Origin of the sequence: Streptomyces sp. NPDC052299 (assembly GCF_040679335.1) — a bacterium.
Taxonomy (GTDB): domain Bacteria; phylum Actinomycetota; class Actinomycetes; order Streptomycetales; family Streptomycetaceae; genus Streptomyces.
The window spans coordinates 215201-234067 of sequence record NZ_JBFAUP010000012.1 but is presented as its reverse complement, the minus strand read 5'-3'; the positions used below and the strand labels follow the sequence as shown (position 1 = coordinate 234067).

Below are 18867 nucleotides of genomic sequence, written 5' to 3'. Positions count from 1 at the left end.
TTTCTCATCGACTGAGCAGAACGGCCGGAAAAACTGTCTCCGGGTGACAAGTTCCGGGGCCGGCCCGCAGGGCTCGTGCGCCGCGCAGCGCATCGAGAAGTGCTCGGGACCGGCTCGAATACACAAGTGGCAGGCGAGATTCCGCATATCTGACCGGCCGGAGTCACCGCAGGGCCCGCGAAGGTCTGCGCAGGAAGTGACAAGAAGGCCGGATCTCGTACTCATCACTGACGGAGATATGCACCCCGTCCGTAGATTCTCATACGACGGCATTGTGTACCGGTGTTTCCCGCCAGTAACCTCACGGCTCGGTGAATGGGATTTCGTACCGGCTCCGTCCGACGCCGTCCCGGCACCCGCATTCCGCATTCCGTGCTCAATTCGCTGCGCACATCGGAAACAAGGGGAAGACATGAGAACCTCGAACCGGGTACGTGTGGGGCTGCTGGCCTCCTTCACCGCGCTCGCCGCCGTCGCGTCGATGGGCACGGCCACGGCCGCCACCACGACGCTGAACGGAAGCTGGGCGCCCTTCAGCCGCTGCCCGGTCGACGACCCGGCGATGCTGGCGGCCGACGGGGCGACGGACACCGCGATCTGTGTGTCGTCCCACTCGGCGAGCGGCTCCATCAAGCTCGGCAACACCGAGGTGCCGGTGGGCGCGAGCGACCTCCAGGTCGGCGTGGTCAACCACCCGGGCGGCACGTCCACTGTGGTCTCCCCGGCGGGCGGCGCGCTCATCGCCGACTCCGCGAAGGTGCCGGGCGGCCTGCTCGGCCTCATGTGCCCGAATGACGTGCCCGTCATCACCGGCATCTGCAACACGCTCACCGACGTCAACCTGAACCGGGTGACGGCGACCATCGAGTCGGTCAACACCCCGACCGGCTTCCAGCTCGTGGCGGGCACGACGACCGGCAAGCCGATCCTCACGCTCCCGGTGCGCATCCACCTGGAGAACCCGCTCCTCGGCGACAAGTGCTACATCGGCTCCTCCTCCGACCCGATCCTGCTCAAGCCGCAGAACGCGACCCAGCCGGCCATCTCCAGCGAGAAGTTCGCCGGCGACGGCACTCCGGACACGGCCGGCCAGATGAACCGGCTCAACCTGCTCGGTGCCACCCAGACCGACACCACGTACGCGGTGCCCGGCACCAACGGCTGCGGTCTGCTCGGCGCGCTGAACTGGGCCGTCAATCTGAAGACGGGCCTGCCGTCGGCCTCCGGCAACAACAACGTCACGCTCGACGACGCGCAGACGTACGTGGCGACGATGAACAGGCCGCGCGACCAGGCGCCCAACGCGGGCAAGCTGCTGGCGCAGTACTGGCACTCGGCCGTGCGGTAGCCGCTCCCGCGCCGTGAAGCCCTGAAGGGGCCGCCTCGTGGAGGCGGCCCCTTCAGTGTGCCGGGTGGATTACGTGGCGGGCTTCGTTCCGGGTAGCTCCGCCGGAGGGGGTGGGCAGTACGAGCGAGTGGGGTTGGTCGGAATGCAGGTCGAAGCCTGATTCATGAAAACCCGGTTTCCTGGCCCGGAGAGGGATGCGGTGAAGAGCGGGTTCAGGTCCTCGCCGCCCGTGCCGCAGCCGGTGAAGGGCGGGATGTCGACCTCACCTTCCAGAAGGCCCCCGATGGCCACGTTCTTGTACGAATCGCCCCCGTCCAGCACCACCTTGAACGGCGTCGCCGTCCTGCAGTTGTTTCCCACATCCAGCGGGGTGCCGTTGACCTTCACGTCATGGAGGCGCAGAGACTGCCGGAAGTAGACCCTGGAGAAATCGACTTTCCCCGTGCCCGGATTGATGCTGCCTATGGAGATGGTCATAGGTCCGTTCTCAAAAGTCACCTTTGCCGTCACCGGCTGGAACCCGAAGGTGAGGAAGGTGGACTCGGCATCCGGGAGCTTCAGGTTTGCGAGCGAGTCGATTCGGGTGTACAGACCACCCGCCTCACTCGCCTTTCGGTTTGCTATGCGCTTCGACGACATGACGCTGATGAGCGCCGGGGCATCGAGGTCATTGATGATCATGGCCCCGTTCAACTTCTGCACGTTGGCCAGGCCCACCGCGTTGGCACACATGAAGACGCCGGGTAGTTCCGTAACCTTGACGGGCGCGCCCGGCGGCGGTTGTGGTGCTTCGCTCGCGTCCACGTCCCCCGTCGGCGGTTCGACGGGGCAGAAGTCGGGATCCTCCTCGTCGGCGGCCGCGGGTTCCACCGTGATGCCCTTGTCCCTCGCTCCGGCTCCACCGCCTGCCGGGACGGCCGGCGTCTCCGGGGAGCCGGACGGCTCACTACCGCCGGCAGCGGTCACGTGCGTGGTCGCGACATGTCCGTTCTCCCCCTCCTTCAGCCGGCACGTCACCGTGGCCAGAGCCGGTGCGCTCTCCTCGGGCGCCGCCGTGGCGGAGCGCAGCTCAACCGTGAACTCCCCCACCGAGAAGTCGACATCGCCCGCGGACCCGAACGTCACGTAGGGGACCTCACCGGTGTGGACGAGCGTCACATCGCCGTCGGCCGGCAGGGACGTGCTCGGCGCGTTGAGCTCCCAGGAAGCCACGGCGGACTCGCCGTTCTGGTCGACCTTCACCTTGAGCGCGGCCCGGCTCACGACCGCCTCGGCGCCCTGCGGCAAGAGCCCAGCGAGATCGGCGCGCGAGAGCGTGAGGGCGAACGAGACGGGCCCCGGCTGTACGGGCCGGTCAACCTCACCCGTGTCCGGGACATCCACCGACAGGGCCACGGTGGCCGCCACGGCCGCCGCATCACTGTCCTCGGTTCCGCAGGCTGCGGCCAGGCTGACGGGCCCCGGGCTCTCGTCGGCCGCCGACCCTCCTCCGGACAACAGCCCGGCGAGCAGGGCCAGTCCGGCGACGGAGGCGACCTTCACGGAGCGCCCCGCGCGGGCCGCGGGTATCTGGGTGTGCATATCGGGGGTGTCCTCCACGGGGTGCGAGCGGCGGTTCGTACCGGGTTGCGCCTAGCCGGTCACGTGGTATCTGGCGCTGTAGTGGACCACCTCCTACTCGTTGACGAGCCCGAGGCAGGCGGCCTTGGACATGATCAGGTCTCCGTCGAAGTCGAGCTCGCCGGTGGTGTTGTCGAAGAGCCCGGTAAAGGAGCCCTCGAGGTTCGGGTTCGAGGGGATCGGGCCACTGGCCCAGACCTGCCACGGGATACCGGCGATCGGCCGGGGAGACAGCGCCGCCGAGGGCCGCGACAAGGGCGGTCGCGATGACACACGAGGTTTCACGACATCACATCCTCACAGTCGGGACGCCATACGCACGACGCCCCCAACGAGAAGGCCGGGCCGGCCGCGGAGAGGCTCCGCGGCCGGCCCGATCCTGTGTGCTCCATCAGCCTTACGGCGTGGTGATCACCGGCGACGTGCCGGTCGAGGTGATCTTGACGTGGTACGAGGCGTTGAAGGCCGCCACATCGTCGTCGTTGATCAGGCCGAGGCAGTCGGCGTTGGAGGCCTTCAGACCATTGCCGGTGCCATCGATGACCAGGTCGCCGGTGCTGTTGTCGTAGTACCCCTTCACCGTGCCGGTGAAGTCGGCGGAACAGCCGAAGCCCTCGATGTGGGCGGCGATGCCGGTGACGGTGCCGTCGACCCGGTTGGCGTTCGAGGAGTTCACCCCGGTGACGTTGATCGTCCACGGCGACACGGTCATCGAGACGTCGAAGCCGAGCCCGCCGACACTGCAGTCGGTGAAGGTGATGTCGTCGATGGTCGCGATGTTCGTACCGTCCGCGCTGGTCGCGTGGACGGTTCCGTCGGTCACATCGGAGGAGGCACACTCCAGGCTGGCCGCCGGAACGTCCAGCGTCGGGCTGACCGCGTGGGCGGTGTACGGGCCGCTGGGCGAGGCCGACCACGAGGACGTGGTGCCGGCGGAGGCGGTGGTGACCGCCATCCCGAGGGCGGCGGCACCGGCGGTGACGATGATTGCGGCTCTACGTGCAAGGGTGTTCACGGAATCCGGTTCCCTTCGAGGGTGTGTGACCGACCCCGGGGGGCCACTTCCGGCCGGGTAAGCGGCGCTCCCGGGGCGGGGGGTCACGAGACAGGAATGTGGCAGTCCGACCTGACGGGCTGCTCGACCTCTTGCGTTCGGCGATGACGCTACGGGCGGGTAATGTCGCTCCGCAACACACCGGAACAAAGAATCTCCACAATCATCGTTCCCTCTCAGAAATTGCTTGCGCAGCGAGTACGGCCTGCTGATTTTTTATCGAGAAGTGAGTGGTTCCGCCGGGGCGGACGCCCCCGCCCCTGCTCACCCGATGAGGGAACGGCCCCCACCGCCTCCCAACGCCCCACGTCACAGCCCTGCCGTGGACCCTGCCCCACCACCGCCGCCCGGCGCGCCCGGCGCATCACCGCGCTCTTGACTTCCCCCCGCCGACGCAGTGGAATTCACCGCGAATAGCGAGCGGGGCATTGCCCGGGGGGCCGGAAGTACGCGTCGGAGCCACCGCCGCATTACCGGAATCCGGTCCCCCGCATCAGTACCGCACGAGTGATCCGCGAGCCGGACTCTAGCGCGGCGGCCGATCGGACAGGTGGCCGAAACCAGCCGATACGTGCCCCCTACATTTCGTCTTGTCCTGCCTGTGTTCAGGGCCACACGCGTGGACTATCTTCGGCAACCGACGTTGGTACGCACCTGAGGACGGTTGGGAGCGCTCTCCCGTCCGTCACCCCCCATCGGGCGCCGAAGAGCAAGAAGGGGTCAAGGTATGCCGGGAGTTGCGCAACCCTCGGAGCTGGGCGAGCCGCTGGGACCGCTGCCGCAGGAGTTCGCCACGATCGTGCGGCCCGAACTGCCCAGCCTCATCAAGGAGATCGGCCTTGAGGTCACCCGCGCCTATCCCGAGTACGCGCGCCTCCTCGACGGCCCGTACGGCCAGGGCATCCGGGTCGGCGTGGAGCAGAGCATCTCCGTGTTCGTGGACCAGGTCGCCGAACCGGCCGCCCCCTCCGCCCTGCGCGACGAGATGTGCCGCAGGTTCGGCCGGTTCGAGGCGTACGAGGGGCGCAGCCTGGACCAGTTGCAGGGGGCGTACCGGCTGGGCGCCCGCGTCGCGCTGCGCCGGGCGAAGAAGATCGGCAGGCGCTACAACCTCTCCCCCACCATGATGCTGACGTTCGCGGACGCGCTGTTCAGTTACGTGGACGAGCTGGAGGCCCTGTCGCGCGAGGGGTACTTGGAGGTGAGGTCCGCCTCCGACGACCACACGGACACCCTGCGGCGCAGGCTGCTCCATCTGATCCTCGCCGGGCGGCCGGTGCCGCGGGTGGCCATCGCCGAGCTGTGCGAGCAGACCGGCTGGACACTCCCGGACGAGGTGACGCTCGTCGCCGTGCGACCGTCCCCCGATCTGGACCGGCTGGCGATCGACCGCGACGTACTCGTCGACTTCACCGACCCGCAGCCGCACTTACTGATTCCGGGCCCCTTCGACGACATGCGAAGACGCATGCTGGAACACGCGCTGCCGGGCGTCCGGGCCGCCATCGGCCTGACCGTCCCCTCGTCGCTGGCCTCGGACTCGATCCGCTGGGCCCGGCGGGTACTGGAACTCGTGGACGCGGGCGTCATCGACGACGCGCCGGCCATCCTCTGCGACGACCACCTCATCACCCTGTGGCTGCTCTCCGACCCGGTCCTCCTCGACCAGCTCGCGCGCCGTGAACTCGCCCCGATGGCCAACATCAGCGCCAACCGGCGCGAACGGCTCATCGAAACCCTCAGGATCTGGCTCGACACCCGGGGCACGGCGGCCCAGATGGGCGAGCTGCTCGACGTACACCCCCAGACCGTCCGCTACCGGATGCGCAATCTGGAATCGATCTTCGGCGATCAACTGGTCGATCCGGAGGCGCGGTTCTCGACGGAGACCGTGCTCCGCGCCATGCAGCTGCGCGCCCGCAGCAACGACACACCCATCTGAACAGCGCGCGACGCACCTTCGGCCCGACGAGCACTTCACGCGACGTCAACCTACTTGCAGGTAAGGGGAAATAGCCGGTCATTCCCAAACGGTTGCCACACGGAGACGTACTCAACGAGAAACCAGGAACTGCGTCTCGTTATATGGAGTGGAGTCGGCCCGCCCACCCGGCGGTCCGACGCCCGACCTCCTGGCCACCATCGAGAGGGAACCCCCCATGACCGCCTCGCACCTCCTCGTCCCCGTCCCGATCCCGGACCGCATCGCCGCGCTCATCGGCGCCTGCACCCCCGCGCACATCCTCCGGGCGGAGTTCGACGCCGACTGCGCCGCGCGCGAGGTCCGCAGGTTCCGCGGCCCCCGGCTGGGCATCGAGGACCAGGCCGACCGCGAGCAGGCCCTGTCGGAACTGGCCCGCGCCAACAAGGTGCTCGCCGCCCATCACCCCCGGCTGGTGGTGCGCCCCGGTTCCGCCTGGTGACCGCGCGGAGCGACCCGCGCCACACCTTGCGAAGAGACCGCCGCACCCTTACCTTACTCAAAAGTAAGTTTACTCCAGAGTAAGGAACTGGCGTGGCCGACAACAGCAGCGGCAAGGTCACCGACGAACTGGCAGCCCTCGACTTCGCGGCCGTCTCCCCCCAGGAGTTCGCGCGGATCGTGAAGGGGCTGTCCGCCGGACAGCTCGCCGAGATCATGCACGGGGAGCTGCGCGCCCGGGTGCTCGGCGAGGTCTTCGGCCGGATGAAGCAGCAGTTCCGCCCGGAGGCGGCCGGGTCGCTCAAGGCGCTGATCCGCTGGAAGATCACCGGTGACCCGGAGGTGGTCTACGAGACCTCGATCGCGGACGGCACCTGCACCGTCAGCGAGGGCCGCTCGGAGGCGGAGCCGCGTACGACGCTGGTCATGGCGGACGCGGAGTTCCTGAAGCTGGTCTCCGGCAACGGCAACCCCATCACCATGTTCATGATGCGGAAGCTGAAGGTGGCCGGTGACGTCGGCCTGGCCTCGGGCCTCACGCGCTACTTCGACATCCCGAAGGCGTGAGCCGATGAGCTACTTCTCCCTCGCGCTCACCGAGGAGCAGCAGGACCTGCGGAACTGGGTGCACGGCTTCGCCGCCCAGGTGGTACGCCCGGCTGCGGCCGAGTGGGACGCCCGCGAGGAGACGCCCTGGCCGGTCATCCAGGAGGCCGCGCGGATCGGCCTCTACGGGTTCGAGTCGCTGGCCGACATGTACGGCGACCCGTCGGGGCTCTCCCTCCAGATAGCCAACGAGGAGTTGTTCTGGGGCGACGCGGGCATCGGCATGGCCCTGTTCGGGACCTCGCTCGCCGTCGCCGGGATCTTCGCCTCCGGCACCCCGGACCAGCTCGCCGAGTGGGTCCCCCAGTGCTTCGGCGACGAGGACGACCCGAAGGTCGCTGCGTTCTGCGTGTCCGAACCGCAGGCCGGCTCCGACGTCTCCGCGATGACCACGAAGGCCCGGTACGACGAGGCCAAGGACGAGTGGGTGATCTCCGGCCAGAAGGCGTGGATCACCAACGGGGGCATCGCCGAGGTCCACGTCGTCGTCGCCTCGGTGGACCCGGCGCTCGGCGCGCGCGGACAGGCCGCGTTCATCGTGCCGCCCGGCACCGAGGGCCTGGCGGCGAGCCGCACCATCAAGAAGCTGGGGCTGCGCGCCTCGCACACGGCGGACGTCTTCCTGGACGACGTACGCGTGCCGGGGCACTGCCTCCTCGGCGGCAAGGAGAAGCTGGACGCCCGCCTCGCCCGCGCCCGCGAGGGCTCCACCGCCAAGGGCCAGGCCGCGATGGCCACCTTCGAGGTCAGCCGCCCCACGGTCGGCGCCCAGGCGCTGGGCATCGCGCGCGCCGCGTACGAATACGCGCTGGAGTACGCGGGCGACCGCGAGGCGTTCGGGCGGCCGATCATCGAGAACCAGTCGATCGCGTTCGCCCTGGCCGACCTCCGTACCGAGATCGAGGCCGTACGGCTGCTGATCTGGCAGGCCGCGTGGATGGCCCGCAACGACCGCACCTTCGACGCCGGACAGGGCTCCATGTCCAAGCTCCGCGCGGGCGAACTCGCGGTGGCCGCCACGGAGAAGGCCGTCCAGATCCTGGGCGGCGCCGGATACAGCCGGGAGCACCCGGTGGAGCGGATGTACCGCGACGCCAAGATCTACACGATCTTCGAGGGGACCAGCGAGATCCAGCGCCTGGTCATCGCACGGGCGATCTCGGGGCGCCACATCCGCTGAACGCGGGGGCGGCGGGCGGGCGCGGAACCGGGCCCGCGAGGATGGGCGGGTCCGCACCGCCGCCGCACCCCGGGGAAACACCATGCCCGCCGTCCCGCGCCCGTCCGTCCTCTTCGTCACCGACCTCGCCTACGAGGCGCGCGGCCGGCGCTACTGCGACGAGGACATCGGGCTGACGGCGCGGCTGCGCGAGAGCTTCGACCTCGCGCTCTGCCACCCCCGCGACGCCGCCGCCCTGCTCGACCGCTTCGACGCCGTCGTCGTGCGCAACAGCGGCCCGGTCCTGCACTACCAGGAGGCGTACGACGCGTTCCGGGCCCGGGCCTCGGAGCTGGGCACCCGGGTCTACAACCCGCTGACCGGGCGCGGTGACATGGCGGGCAAGCAGTACCTCGTGGACCTGAGCCGGGCCGGATACCCGGTCATACCCACCGTGGACCGGGCGGCGGACCTCGGGCTGCTGCCGGACGCCGGGGGCTATGTCGTCAAGCCGAAGCTGGGCGCGGACTCGGTGGGCCTGCGCTTCGTGACGACGCCGGAACTGGGACCGGGCACCGACGGCACCCTGCTCGTCCAGCCCCGGATCGACTTCCGCTACGAGGTGTCCTTCTATTACGTCGACCACGACTTCCAGTACGCGCTGCACGCCCCGGACCCGGAGCGGCGGTGGGTCCTCGAACCGTACGAGCCGAGCGCGGCGGACCTGGCGTTCGCCCGGTCCTTCGTGGAGTGGAACACGCTGGACCACGGCATCCAGCGGGTGGACGCCTGCCGGACGGCGGACGGCGGTCTGCTCCTGGTGGAACTGGAAGACCTCAACCCGTATCTCTCGCTGGACCGGGTAGCCGCCCCCGTACGGGAGGCTTTCGCCACCCGTATGACGGCGTCGCTGCGGGACCTGCTGGCCTGACACGTCCGGGCGTTCCCCGCATGCGGGTGACACGAGGCGATGTGAGGGTGCAAAGGTGACCACTGCCAGCGAGACCGCCCCCGCCGCGCAGAGTGCCGCCGCGCCGCCCGTGCTCGATCCGCGCCGCCGCAACATCGTCTTCGCCACGATCGTGCTGGGCATCCTGCTGGCGGCGCTGGACCAGACGATCGTGGGCACCGCGCTGCCGACGATCGTCTCGGACCTCGGGGGCGCCGCGCACATGTCGTGGGTGGTCACCGCCTATCTCCTCGCGGAGACCGTGGCGACGGTGCTGGTCGGCAAGTTCGGCGACCTGTTCGGGCGGAAGATCGTCTTCCAGCTTTCCGCCGTCATCTTCATCACCGGCTCGTTCCTCTGCGGGCTGGCGACGAACATGACGCTGCTGATCGTGTGGCGCGGACTCCAGGGCATCGGCGCCGGCGGTCTGATGGTCACCTCGATGGCGCTCATCGCCGACGTCATCCCGCTGCGCGACCGGGGCAAGTACCAGGGTGCGATCGGTGCCGTCTTCGGTGTGTCCACGGTGATCGGACCGCTGCTCGGCGGGCTGTTCACCGACCACCTCACCTGGCGCTGGGCGTTCTACGTCAATGTGCCGATCGCGATCGTGGTGGTCATCGCGGCGGCTCGGACGATCCCGTCCGTGAAGGCGGCCGGGCGGCCGGTGATCGACTACCTGGGCATCGCGATGGTCACGGTCGGGGCGAGCGCCCTGATCCTGGCCACCAGCTGGGGCGGCAACGAATACGCCTGGGGCTCCGGTGTCATCATCGGCCTGTTCGTCCTCGGGATCGTGGCGCTCGCGCTGTTCTGCCTGGTCGAGTTCCGGGCGAAGGAGCCGATGCTGCCGATGCGGCTCTTCGGCAACCCGGTCTTCACGGTCTGCTCGATCCTCAGCTTCATCGTCGGGTTCGCCATGCTCGGCGCGATGATCTTCCTGCCCACGTACCTCCAGTACGTGGACGGCGACTCGGCGACCCTGTCGGGCGTGCGGACGCTGCCGATGGTCGTGGGGCTGCTCGCCGCGTCCATCTTCAGCGGCAACGTGGTCAGCAAGACCGGCCGCTACCGCATCTTCCCGATCATCGGCTCGCTCGTCATGGCGGTGGGCCTGTTCCTGCTCTCCCGGATGGGCCCGGACAGCGGCGTCTGGCTGGAGTCGCTGTACATGCTGGTGCTCGGCATCGGCATCGGGCTCTCCATGCAGGTCCTGACGATCGCCGTGCAGAACACCGTGGACTACGCGGACCTGGGCACGGCGACCTCGGGCGTCACCTTCTTCCGTACGCTCGGCAGCTCCTTCGGCACCGCCGTCTTCGGCACGATCTACGCGAACGCCCTCGGCCCGCACCTCAGGGACGGGATCACCGAGGCCGCCCGGGCGGGCGGCGACCCCGCCGTGCTGGCGAAGGCGTCGCAGAGCCCGGAGGGGCTGCACGCGCTGCCCGCCGCCCAGTCGGAGCCGCTGGCCCAGGCATACGCGGACACCCTGCACACGGTGTTCCTGTGGACGGTGCCGGTGGCACTGCTCGGCTTCGTCGTCGCGCTGTTCCTCAAGCAGGTGAAGCTGCGCGACACGGTACGGGCGGGCTCGACGGACATGGGTGAGGGCTTCGCCTCGCCGAACACCCAGGACTCGGCGCAGCTGCTGGAGTTCTCGGTGGCCAAGGTGCTGCGGCGGGTGGACCCGGAGACGGCACGGCGCATCGTCGTGGAGTCGGACACCCGGCTCGACATGGCGGGCGCCTGGGCGGTGATGCAGGTCGAGCTGTTCACCCGGATGGTCGGCCACGCGGGGCTCCGGCTGATCGCGTCCCGGCACCGGATTCCGCCGGAGGTCCTGGTGCCGGTCTTCGACCGCATGATCGAGGAGGGCTTCCTCACCGGGGACGGCCATCTGTTCCAGCACACCGCGGCCGGCAGCCGCGAGGCCCGGACCATCAACGACGCCTGGGCGCGCTGGCTCAACGAGCAGCTGGGCGAGGACGGCGAGCGCCCGGACGACGCCCGGCTGCGCGCCGCGGTCGACGTGATCGCGAAGCGGCTGCTGGCGGAGGACCTGACGCAGGAGCTGGCGCCTGTCGCCCCGGCGGGCGCGCCGGTCTGAGGCCCCCGCTCTCAGTCCGCGAAGACGGCGGTCTCGTACACCCAGGCGCCCTCGTGCCGTACGAAGCGGCTCTTCTCGTGGAGGGAGCCCTGCTGCCCGCCCGCCGTGTAGTGGGCGCGGAAGGTGACGGTGCCGGTGGTGTGGAAGGCGCTGCCCTCCGTGGTCTCCAGGACCTCCAGGCCCTGCCAGCGCTGCCCGGGGTCGAGGTCGAGGACGTCGGGCCGGTGGTCCGGGTGCCAGGTGCGCAGCAGATACCCGGCGTCCCGGACGACGAAGGCGGCGTACCGCGACCGCATCAGCGCCTCGCAGGTGGCCGCCGGGGCCCCCGCGTGCAGCCGGCCGCAGCACTCGGCGTAGGCCGCGGGCAGCCCGCAGGGGCACGGCGAAGCCGCGCTGATCTCCGGGAGAGGGGCGGTGCGGGGGCTCGCGGCGGACGGGCGCCGGGAGCGGGAGGTGCGTCGGGACATGGGTCCATTGTGACGTGCGCCGATGCGCGGGCCCGACGTGAGGGGCGGCTCAGGTCAGCAGGAAGTCGGCCTGGCCGGCCTTGGCGCCCTGGATGAACGCGGCGATCTCGTGGTGGGTGTAGATGAGGGCCGGACCGTCGGGGTCCGCGGACTGGCGCATGGCGATTCTCCCGTCGGCCAGTTTCATGGCCTCGACGCAGTTGCCGCCGTTGCCACCGCTCCAGGGCTTGTACCAGCCTTCGGAGCCGAGGTCAGCGGCGGGCATGCCGTTGTATATGGGTGTCATCACAGCTCCTTGCGGAAGTCCCGGAGGAGTTCCTTCGTGCGTTGTGCAGTCGCGGCCTGGGCCGCCATGCGGTCCATGACCTCGAGGTAGGAGGCCACCTCCGGTCGCGCGTCGAAGTAGACGGCCCCGGTCAGATATTCGCTGTAGACCATGTCGGGTAGTTCGGGGACGGCGAACCGGAAGAGCACGAACGGCCCGTACGTCCCCGGGTGGTGACCGGTGGAGAACTCTGCGATCTGCAGGGTCACGTTCGGCATCGCCGTCGCTTCCAGGAGCTTGTCCACCTGGGCGCGCATGATCCCGAGGCTGCCCACCGGACGGCGCAGAACGGTTTCGTCCATCACCACCCACAGGCGCGGGGCGTCCGGCCGGGTCAGCAGGGACTGCCGCTCCATCCGCAGCGCCACATGGCGCTCGATGTCCTCCGGCCGGGTCTGGCCGACGGCTCCGGTGCGCATCACCGTCCGCGCGTAGTCCTCGGTCTGGAGCAGTCCGGGGACGAAGTGCGGCTCGTACATGCGCAGGAGGCTGGCGGCCCCCTCCAGGCTGACGTACATGCTGAACCAGTCCGGCAGCACGTCGTGAAACCGCTGCCACCAGCCCGGCCTGTTGGCCTCCTCCGCGAGCTCGACGAACGCGTCGTTCTCCGCGTCGGAGATCCCGTACGCCTTCAGCAGCGCCTGGACGTAGGGGATCTTGAGCGCGACCTCGGCCGTCTCCATCCTGCGGACCGTCGCCGCCGTCACACGCAGCACCTTGGCGGCCTGGTCCCGGCTCAGACCGGCACGCTCCCGCAGCTCCTGCAGACGCTTGCCGAGAACGACCTGGCCCACGGTCGGGGCGGACCGCGGTTCGCTCACTTCAGACCTCCCCATGCGCTGTATGTGGGTGCAGTGTGCCATGCGCCCGCTGCCAAGGACACAGCCACTCTGGAATTTTCAGAGTGCCCCTTGCCAAGTGTTCGCGACAGGTGGAGAGTTGGGGGGCGAAACCAGTTGACCTGTCGCGCCCTCGGCCTTTTCGAAGATCGCGAAGCGTGACACAGCCCCCACTGTGAGGATTCGGTCGTGGCACCTGGCAGTGCGCTCATCCCCCGGCTCGCGGAGACCGGCCCGGGGACCGAAGCGCTCCGGTACTGCTTCGCGCTGCCCGCGCGTCCCGAATCGGTCGCCATCGCCCGGCGCCTGACGAAGGCCCGGCTCGGCGAGTGGCGCGCCGGCGGCGACACCCTCGACGCCGCGGTCCTGATCGTGTCCGAACTGGTCACCAACGCGGTGGTGCACACCGGCAGCGCGCGGGTCCTGTGCGAACTGCGGTGCCTCGGCGGGCGGCTGCGCGTCTCCGTCCAGGACCAGGGGCACCAGCCGGACGGACCTCGTATCGGCAGAGGCGCGGACGACGAGCACGGACGCGGCCTGCTGCTCGTCGACTCGCTGGCCCGCTCCTGGGGTTCGCGCGACGCCGGGGACGGCTCGGGCCGCATCGTCTGGGCAGAACTGCCGCACGGCTCGGAGCACTCATGCTGAAGAACGCCATGAACCACTTCCTCGGACACCGCCGCAGCCGCGAGCCCGCCGGCTCCCCCGGCTCCACCGGCCGGGTGCAGTTGCCGCTGCCCACGTCCCTCTCGGCGAGCCTCGGCTACGACGCGGTCGGGGTGCCCGCGCGCCACGGCTTCCGTCTGATGTCCCATCTGCCGCGTACCGGCTGCGTCTTCGCGGACGGCGAGCGCTGGTGGTGGATCGTGCCGGCCGGCTCCGACCTCGACCTGGACTGGCCCGAGCAGGTGGCCTACGCGCGCGGGGCGTGCGTGCCCGCGGTGCGCCCCCGGCTCATCCACCAGCCGGACAGCCGCACCCCCTACACCCCGCCGATCCCGCTGTTCCTGATGGTCTGCCAGGTGACGGGCGTGACGCCGTCGTGGACCCAGGCGTACGGGCCCCGGGCCGTCTCCGCCCCCTGATCCGGGCCGCGTCCCCGGCCTCCCCCGCCCCGGTCACCCTGCGTTGTCAGTGGTCGGTTCTACTGTGGAACCACTGATCGAAACCCGTGGAATACGGGTCAACGGGTGTGAAGGGGGCGGTCCGGTGCGTGCTGTGGAGCCTTTCGAGGGCGGTGCGTCGCAGATCGGGGAGGCGTGGAAGGAGGAGGACACGTTCGTCTTCCCGGAGGGCTGGCGGCGCCTGGTCCATCCCCGGCGCGGGGGCATCGCGCGGACTCCGGCCCGGGCGGACGGAAAGCTGATCGACGCGGTCGCGGAGCGGACGGCCGAGGAACACGCCTGGATCCAGGAGTATCTGGACGCGCCGCGCAGCGACGCCGCTCTGGTCGCCGAGGCACGCCGGCATCTGGGCGGGGACCCCTCACCCGTCGGGGCGGCGGCGGTCGCGCTGATGGTGGGGTTGTACGCCCCCTCCGGCAAACGCGTGGGCGGACAGCTGGGTGCGGCTCCACGGACTGCCGTTCGCGGCCCGCGCGGCGGTGGAGCTGTTCATGATCCGGCCGCACTACATGCAGCGCGGAACGCACCGCTACGACGCCTGGCTGGGGGCGGGATTCGCGGCGGACGAGACCATGTCCGGGCACTACGGCCGGATCGCCGCCGACCGGGTGCGTGCCCTGCTCGCCGCCGCGGACGACGCGACGTACCGGGCCACCGTCGACGCGCTCTCCGCGTGCCGCACCGACCCGCACCGGGAGATCGTCACCGCCTACCTGGCACCGAGCGAGTCCGGCTGGGTCGCGGAGCTCTGCGCCGGCCCCGAGACGACCGGGAAGCTCGACTCCGGACTCCTCTCCCTGATCTTCTGCACGCTCGACGCACCGGAGCAGGCCGCGCTCTACCCGCACACCGTCGGCTTCGACCGGTCCCCCGCCGTCATCGCCACGGCCGCCGAGGGCATCGGCACGGCGATCGTGCCCCTGCTCGCCAAGGAGCTGGAGCGGGGACACTTCTACGCGGACGGGATGAAGAAGCTGGCCGCGGCACTCGTCGAGTTTCCCACCGACGACGCCTTCGCCGCCCTGCTCGCCCACGCGGACGACAAGCAGGTCCGCCCGGCCCTGCTGGACGCGATGGACCGCTTCCCGGCACGTGCGCTGCGGCTGCTAGCCGCGGACGCCCGCGACCGCGCGGAGCTTCCGGCGGCCTCGGCCTCCGGCCTGCTCCGCGCGCACATCGCCCGGCACCGCCCCCTCGTGGAGCGGCTGCTGCCGACGCTGGACGATGAGCTCGCCGCTGTCGTGGATCCGCTGCTGAACCCGGCGGGCCGCCTCGCGGACGCGCCCGCCGACGCCCTTCCGGCCGTGCTCACCGCACCGCCGTGGACCCGCGAGCGGACCACGGCGCGCCCCCTCACCGTCACCGGACTGACGCCGGACGAGGGGAAGGCCGTGCTGTGGGCGACCGGTGAGCGGGAGGAGTGGGCGGCCACCACCAGCTGGTACACCCGGCGCGAGGCGGTGGACGACTGGGACCGGACGCTCGACTCGCTGCGCTACGGGCTCGACGCCTCGGACCTGCGCCCCGCCTGGGTCTATGTGCACGGCCCCATGGAGCGCGTCGCGCCCCTGCTCGCATCCTGGGACCCGACCGAGGTGTGGGAGGCCGCCGACACGCTGAAGCCGGTGGCCGCCCGCTTCGGGCTCGGCGCCCTGCCCCTGCTGCTGCGCGTCGTGCCCCGTCGCCCCAGCTCGCTCGCCCCGCTGCTGTTGCCCTACGTCGACGCGCGGGTGGCCCGGCACATGGCCGACTGGGCGGTGCGCCTCAAGTCCACGGCCGCCGTAGCCCGTTCGTGGTTCGAGCGGCACGGCGTCCGGGCGGCGCCGCTGCTCGTGCCGGACGCGGTCGGCAGGGCCGGGGCCGCGCGGCGCGCCGCCGAACAGGCGCTGCTGCTGATCGCCGGGCTGCACGGCGACGCGGTGGTGAGCGAAGCCGCCGAGGGGTACGGCGGGAAGGCGGCGGCCGCGGTGGCCCGGCTGCTGGCCGCGGACCCGCTGGAGCGGGCGCTGCCCACCACCATGCCGGAGCTCCCGCAGTGGGCGGGCCCGGCGCTGCTGCCCCAGCTCGCGGTGGCGTCGGGCGGGGCGCTGCCGGCGGAGTCCGTCCGCCATCTGCTGACCATGCTCGCCGTGTCCGCGCCCGGCGAGCCGTATCCGGGGCTCGCCGAAGCGGTCCGGGCGGTGGACGCGGCCTCGGCGGCCGAGTTCGCGTGGGCGCTCTTCGAGCAGTGGCGCGCCGCGCTCATGCCCGCCAAGGAGAACTGGGCCCTGCATGCCCTGGGGCTGCTGGGCGACGACGGCACGGTGCACCGGCTGGCCCCGGTCATCCGCGCCTGGCCCGGCGAGAACGCCCACCACCGGGCGGTCGAGGGGCTCGACGTCCTCGCGGCGATCGGCAGCGACGCGGCGCTGCTCCAGCTGCACACCATCGCGCAGCGCGTGCGGTTCAAGGCCCTGAAGGCGCGGGCCACGGAGAAGATCGCCGAGGTGGCGGCGGGCCTCGGCCTGACGGGCGAACAGCTCTCGGACCGGCTCGTCCCCGACCTAGGTCTCGACGCGGACGGCTCCACCGTCGTGGACTACGGCAGCCGCACGTTCACCGTGGGCTTCGACGCGCAGTTGCGGCCCTACGTCCGGGACGGTGACGGCAAGCTCCGCAAGGACCTGCCGAAGCCGGGCGTGCGGGACGACGCGGAGCTGGCCCCGGCCGAGCGCAAGCGGTTCTCGGCCCTGAAGAAGGAGGTGCGGGCGATCGCCTCCGACCAGGTGCACCGGCTGGAGACCGCCATGCTGACGGACCGCTCCTGGACGGCACGGGAGTTCACCGAGCTGTTCGTCGGCCACCCGCTGGTGGGACACCTGGCGCGCCGGCTGGTGTGGCTGAGCGAGGCGGACGGGGCGACCACGGCGTTCCGGGTGACGGAGGGCGGCGGCTTCGCCGATGTCGCGGACGAGGCGTTCGTCCTGTCCGAGTGGGCGACCGTGCGGCTGCCGCACCCGTTGCGGCTGGGCGAGGCGGTGGCCCGCTGGTCGGAGGTGTTCGCCACGTACGCGATCGTGCAGCCGTTCCCCCAGCTCGGGCGCCCGGTGTACGCCCTGACCGAGGCGGAGGCCGCCGGCCACCGCCTCAGCCGCTTCGAGGGGTTCAAGGTGCCCACGGGCAAGGTCCTCGGTCTGGAGCGGCACGGCTGGCAGCGCGGCAATCCCGAGGACAACGGGGTGGAGCGCTGGATCTCCAAGCGGCTGGGCGACGGCTGCCACCTGGTGATCGCCCTCGGCGGGGGCATCGCGGTCGGCGCCGTCGACATCTATCCGGAGCAGACCCTGGAGACCGTGTGGCTGGACGTCGAACCGGACGACTACTGGCACAGCCGCCGGCACGACCTGCGGTTCGACGCCCTGGACGCGGTGACCGCGTCCGAGCTGCTGGCCGACCTGACCGCGCTCACCGAGGACGCCGCGTCATGACCCCGCGGCCCCCAGGTACGCCAGCCCCGGGTGCGCCTTCACATAGCCGTCCACCAGGCGGTGGGCGACGGAGACCGAGTCGACCAGGGGGTGCAGGGCGAAGGCCCGGACCGCGTCCGCGCGCGATCCGCTCGTCGCCGCTTCCAGCACCGCGCGCTCGACGGCCTTCACCGAGGTGACCAGGCCCACCGCGTGGTACGGCAGGGGGTCGACGGAGACGGGGAGGGCGCCGTTGGCGTCGACCAGGCAGGGCACCTCGATCACGGCGTCCGCGTCCAGCACCGAAAGGGTGGTCCGGTTGCGGACGTTGAGGATCAGGGTGGTCCGCTCGTCCCGGGCGATGGCCCGCATGAGGGCGAGGGCGACCTGTTCGTAGCCGCCGGATTCGAGGTCGCTCTCCTCGCGCTCGCCCGCCCCGGCGACGTCCCGGTTCTCCGACATGTAGGTCGCCTCGCGCTCCGCGCGGGTGCGGTCCCAGGTCGCCAGGGCCGGGGTCGCCGGGTCCTTCATCCGGCCGTAGAAGCCCTCCTGCTGCTCGCGGAGGAAGGCGCCCCGGGTCCGCTCGGCCTCCTGGTAGGCGCGGACGGCCTCGCGGTTGAAGTAGTAGTAGTGCAGGTATTCGTTGGGGATCGCCCCCAGCGAGCGCAGCCAGTCGGCGCCGAACAGCCGCCCCTCCTCGAAGGAGCCCAGCAGCCCGGGGTCGGCCAGCAGTCGCGGGAGTTCGTCGCGTCCGTCGACGTACAGCCCGCGCACCCAGCCGAGGTGGTTGAGCCCGACGTAGTCGACGCGGGCCAGGTCCGGATCGGCGCCGAGGACCCGGGCGATCCGGCGGCCCAGGCCGACGGGCGAGTCGCAGATGCCGATGACGCGGTCGCCGAGGTGCCGGGACATCGCCTCGGTGACGAGCCCGGCCGGGTTGGTGAAGTTGATGACCCAGGCGTCCGGGGCCAGCCGCGCGATGCGCCGGGCGAGGTCGACGGCGACCGGCACGGTGCGCAGCCCGTACGCGATGCCGCCGGCGCCGACCGTCTCCTGGCCGAGGACGCCCTCGTCCAGCGCGACGCGTTCGTCGGCGGCCCGGCCCGCGAGGCCGCCGACGCGGATCGCCGAGAAGACGAAGTCGGCGCCGCGCAGGGCCTCGTCCAGGTCGGTCGTGGCGCGGACGGCGGGCGCGTCCGGGACGGACCCGGCCTGCTCGGCGAGGACCCGGGCCACGGCGGTGAGCCGGTCGGTGTCCGTGTCGTAGAGGGTGACGGCCGTGACCCGGCCCTCGGCGTGGTCGGCGAGCAGCGCCCCGTACACCAGTGGAACCCGGAATCCGCCGCCGCCCAGAATTGTCAGCTTCACGCTTCCGCATGGTACGTGTCGCCCCGGGGG

General features: G+C 70.9%; 17 protein-coding genes. 10 read left to right on the top strand and 7 right to left on the bottom strand.

Going from position 1 to position 18867, the window contains the following annotated elements:
- Window positions 1-412: 412 nt before the first annotated feature.
- Window positions 413-1348 carry a hypothetical protein gene (locus AB0L33_RS21925; RefSeq protein WP_365683886.1) on the top strand — a complete coding sequence of 312 codons (936 nt, stop codon included), beginning with the start codon at window positions 413-415 and terminating at the stop codon, window positions 1346-1348.
- 69 nt (window positions 1349-1417) lie between these two features.
- Here AB0L33_RS21925 and AB0L33_RS21920 read toward each other — a convergent pair whose 3' ends face one another.
- The 3 genes from AB0L33_RS21920 to AB0L33_RS21910 form a co-directional block, all read right to left on the bottom strand.
- The gene (locus AB0L33_RS21920; protein WP_365683884.1) at window positions 1418-2929 is read right to left on the bottom strand and encodes a DUF6801 domain-containing protein; all 1512 of its coding nucleotides are present in this window, start codon (window positions 2927-2929) and stop codon (window positions 1418-1420) included.
- Window positions 2930-3022: 93 nt separating this feature from the next.
- Window positions 3023-3253, bottom strand: a complete 231-nt coding sequence (locus AB0L33_RS21915) for a hypothetical protein (protein ID WP_365683882.1) — start codon at window positions 3251-3253, stop codon at window positions 3023-3025.
- A 112-nt stretch (window positions 3254-3365) separates the two neighbouring features.
- On the bottom strand, window positions 3366-3983 hold the full coding sequence (locus tag AB0L33_RS21910; protein ID WP_365683880.1) for a hypothetical protein: 618 nt from the start codon (window positions 3981-3983) through the stop codon (window positions 3366-3368).
- 766 nt (window positions 3984-4749) lie between these two features.
- Between AB0L33_RS21910 and AB0L33_RS21905 the strand changes: the two genes are divergently transcribed.
- From AB0L33_RS21905 to AB0L33_RS21880, 6 genes are all read left to right on the top strand, one after another.
- Entirely contained in the window at window positions 4750-5964 is a 1215-nt protein-coding gene (locus tag AB0L33_RS21905) for a helix-turn-helix domain-containing protein (RefSeq protein ID WP_073965746.1), read from the top strand.
- 217 nt (window positions 5965-6181) lie between these two features.
- Entirely contained in the window at window positions 6182-6445 is a 264-nt protein-coding gene (locus AB0L33_RS21900; RefSeq protein WP_365683878.1) for a hypothetical protein, read from the top strand.
- 92 nt (window positions 6446-6537) lie between these two features.
- A complete protein-coding gene (locus AB0L33_RS21895) occupies window positions 6538-7011 on the top strand; it encodes an SCP2 sterol-binding domain-containing protein (protein ID WP_365683876.1) in 474 nt (157 codons plus the stop codon).
- 4 nt (window positions 7012-7015) lie between these two features.
- A complete protein-coding gene (locus AB0L33_RS21890; RefSeq protein ID WP_365683874.1) occupies window positions 7016-8230 on the top strand; it encodes an acyl-CoA dehydrogenase family protein in 1215 nt (404 codons plus the stop codon).
- A gap of 82 nt (window positions 8231-8312) precedes the next feature.
- On the top strand, window positions 8313-9140 hold the full coding sequence (locus tag AB0L33_RS21885) for a hypothetical protein (protein WP_365683872.1): 828 nt from the start codon (window positions 8313-8315) through the stop codon (window positions 9138-9140).
- A 55-nt stretch (window positions 9141-9195) separates the two neighbouring features.
- On the top strand, window positions 9196-11268 hold the full coding sequence (locus tag AB0L33_RS21880; protein WP_365683870.1) for an MDR family MFS transporter: 2073 nt from the start codon (window positions 9196-9198) through the stop codon (window positions 11266-11268).
- 11 nt (window positions 11269-11279) lie between these two features.
- Here AB0L33_RS21880 and AB0L33_RS21875 read toward each other — a convergent pair whose 3' ends face one another.
- From AB0L33_RS21875 to AB0L33_RS21865, 3 genes are read right to left on the bottom strand one after another with little or no spacing between them, the layout of a single operon-like run.
- Complete coding sequence (locus AB0L33_RS21875) at window positions 11280-11735, bottom strand: YchJ family metal-binding protein (protein WP_365683868.1); 456 nt, start codon at window positions 11733-11735, stop codon at window positions 11280-11282.
- Between the two features lie 49 nt (window positions 11736-11784).
- Window positions 11785-12021: a DUF397 domain-containing protein gene (locus AB0L33_RS21870; protein WP_073965751.1), complete on the bottom strand. Its 237-nt coding sequence runs from the start codon at window positions 12019-12021 to the stop codon at window positions 11785-11787.
- The gene (locus tag AB0L33_RS21865; RefSeq protein WP_365683866.1) at window positions 12021-12881 is read right to left on the bottom strand and encodes a helix-turn-helix transcriptional regulator; all 861 of its coding nucleotides are present in this window, start codon (window positions 12879-12881) and stop codon (window positions 12021-12023) included. Before AB0L33_RS21865 ends, AB0L33_RS21870 begins: the two co-directional genes overlap by 1 nt.
- Before the next feature lie 207 nt (window positions 12882-13088).
- Here AB0L33_RS21865 and AB0L33_RS21860 point away from each other — a divergent pair, with 207 nt between their 5' ends.
- The 3 genes from AB0L33_RS21860 (at window position 13089) to AB0L33_RS21850 (ending at window position 17490) form a co-directional block, all read left to right on the top strand.
- Window positions 13089-13547: an ATP-binding protein gene (locus AB0L33_RS21860; RefSeq protein ID WP_365683864.1), complete on the top strand. Its 459-nt coding sequence runs from the start codon at window positions 13089-13091 to the stop codon at window positions 13545-13547.
- A complete protein-coding gene (locus tag AB0L33_RS21855; RefSeq protein WP_365683862.1) occupies window positions 13541-13984 on the top strand; it encodes a hypothetical protein in 444 nt (147 codons plus the stop codon). The genes AB0L33_RS21860 and AB0L33_RS21855 overlap by 7 nt, the downstream gene beginning before the upstream one ends.
- A 479-nt stretch (window positions 13985-14463) precedes the next feature.
- Complete coding sequence (locus tag AB0L33_RS21850; RefSeq protein ID WP_365683860.1) at window positions 14464-17490, top strand: DUF4132 domain-containing protein; 3027 nt, start codon at window positions 14464-14466, stop codon at window positions 17488-17490.
- Here the strand turns inward: AB0L33_RS21850 and AB0L33_RS21845 are convergent.
- On the bottom strand, window positions 17485-18837 hold the full coding sequence (locus AB0L33_RS21845; protein ID WP_365683858.1) for a 6-phospho-beta-glucosidase: 1353 nt from the start codon (window positions 18835-18837) through the stop codon (window positions 17485-17487). The genes AB0L33_RS21850 and AB0L33_RS21845 overlap by 6 nt on opposite strands.
- Between the last annotated feature and the right edge of the window lie 30 nt (window positions 18838-18867).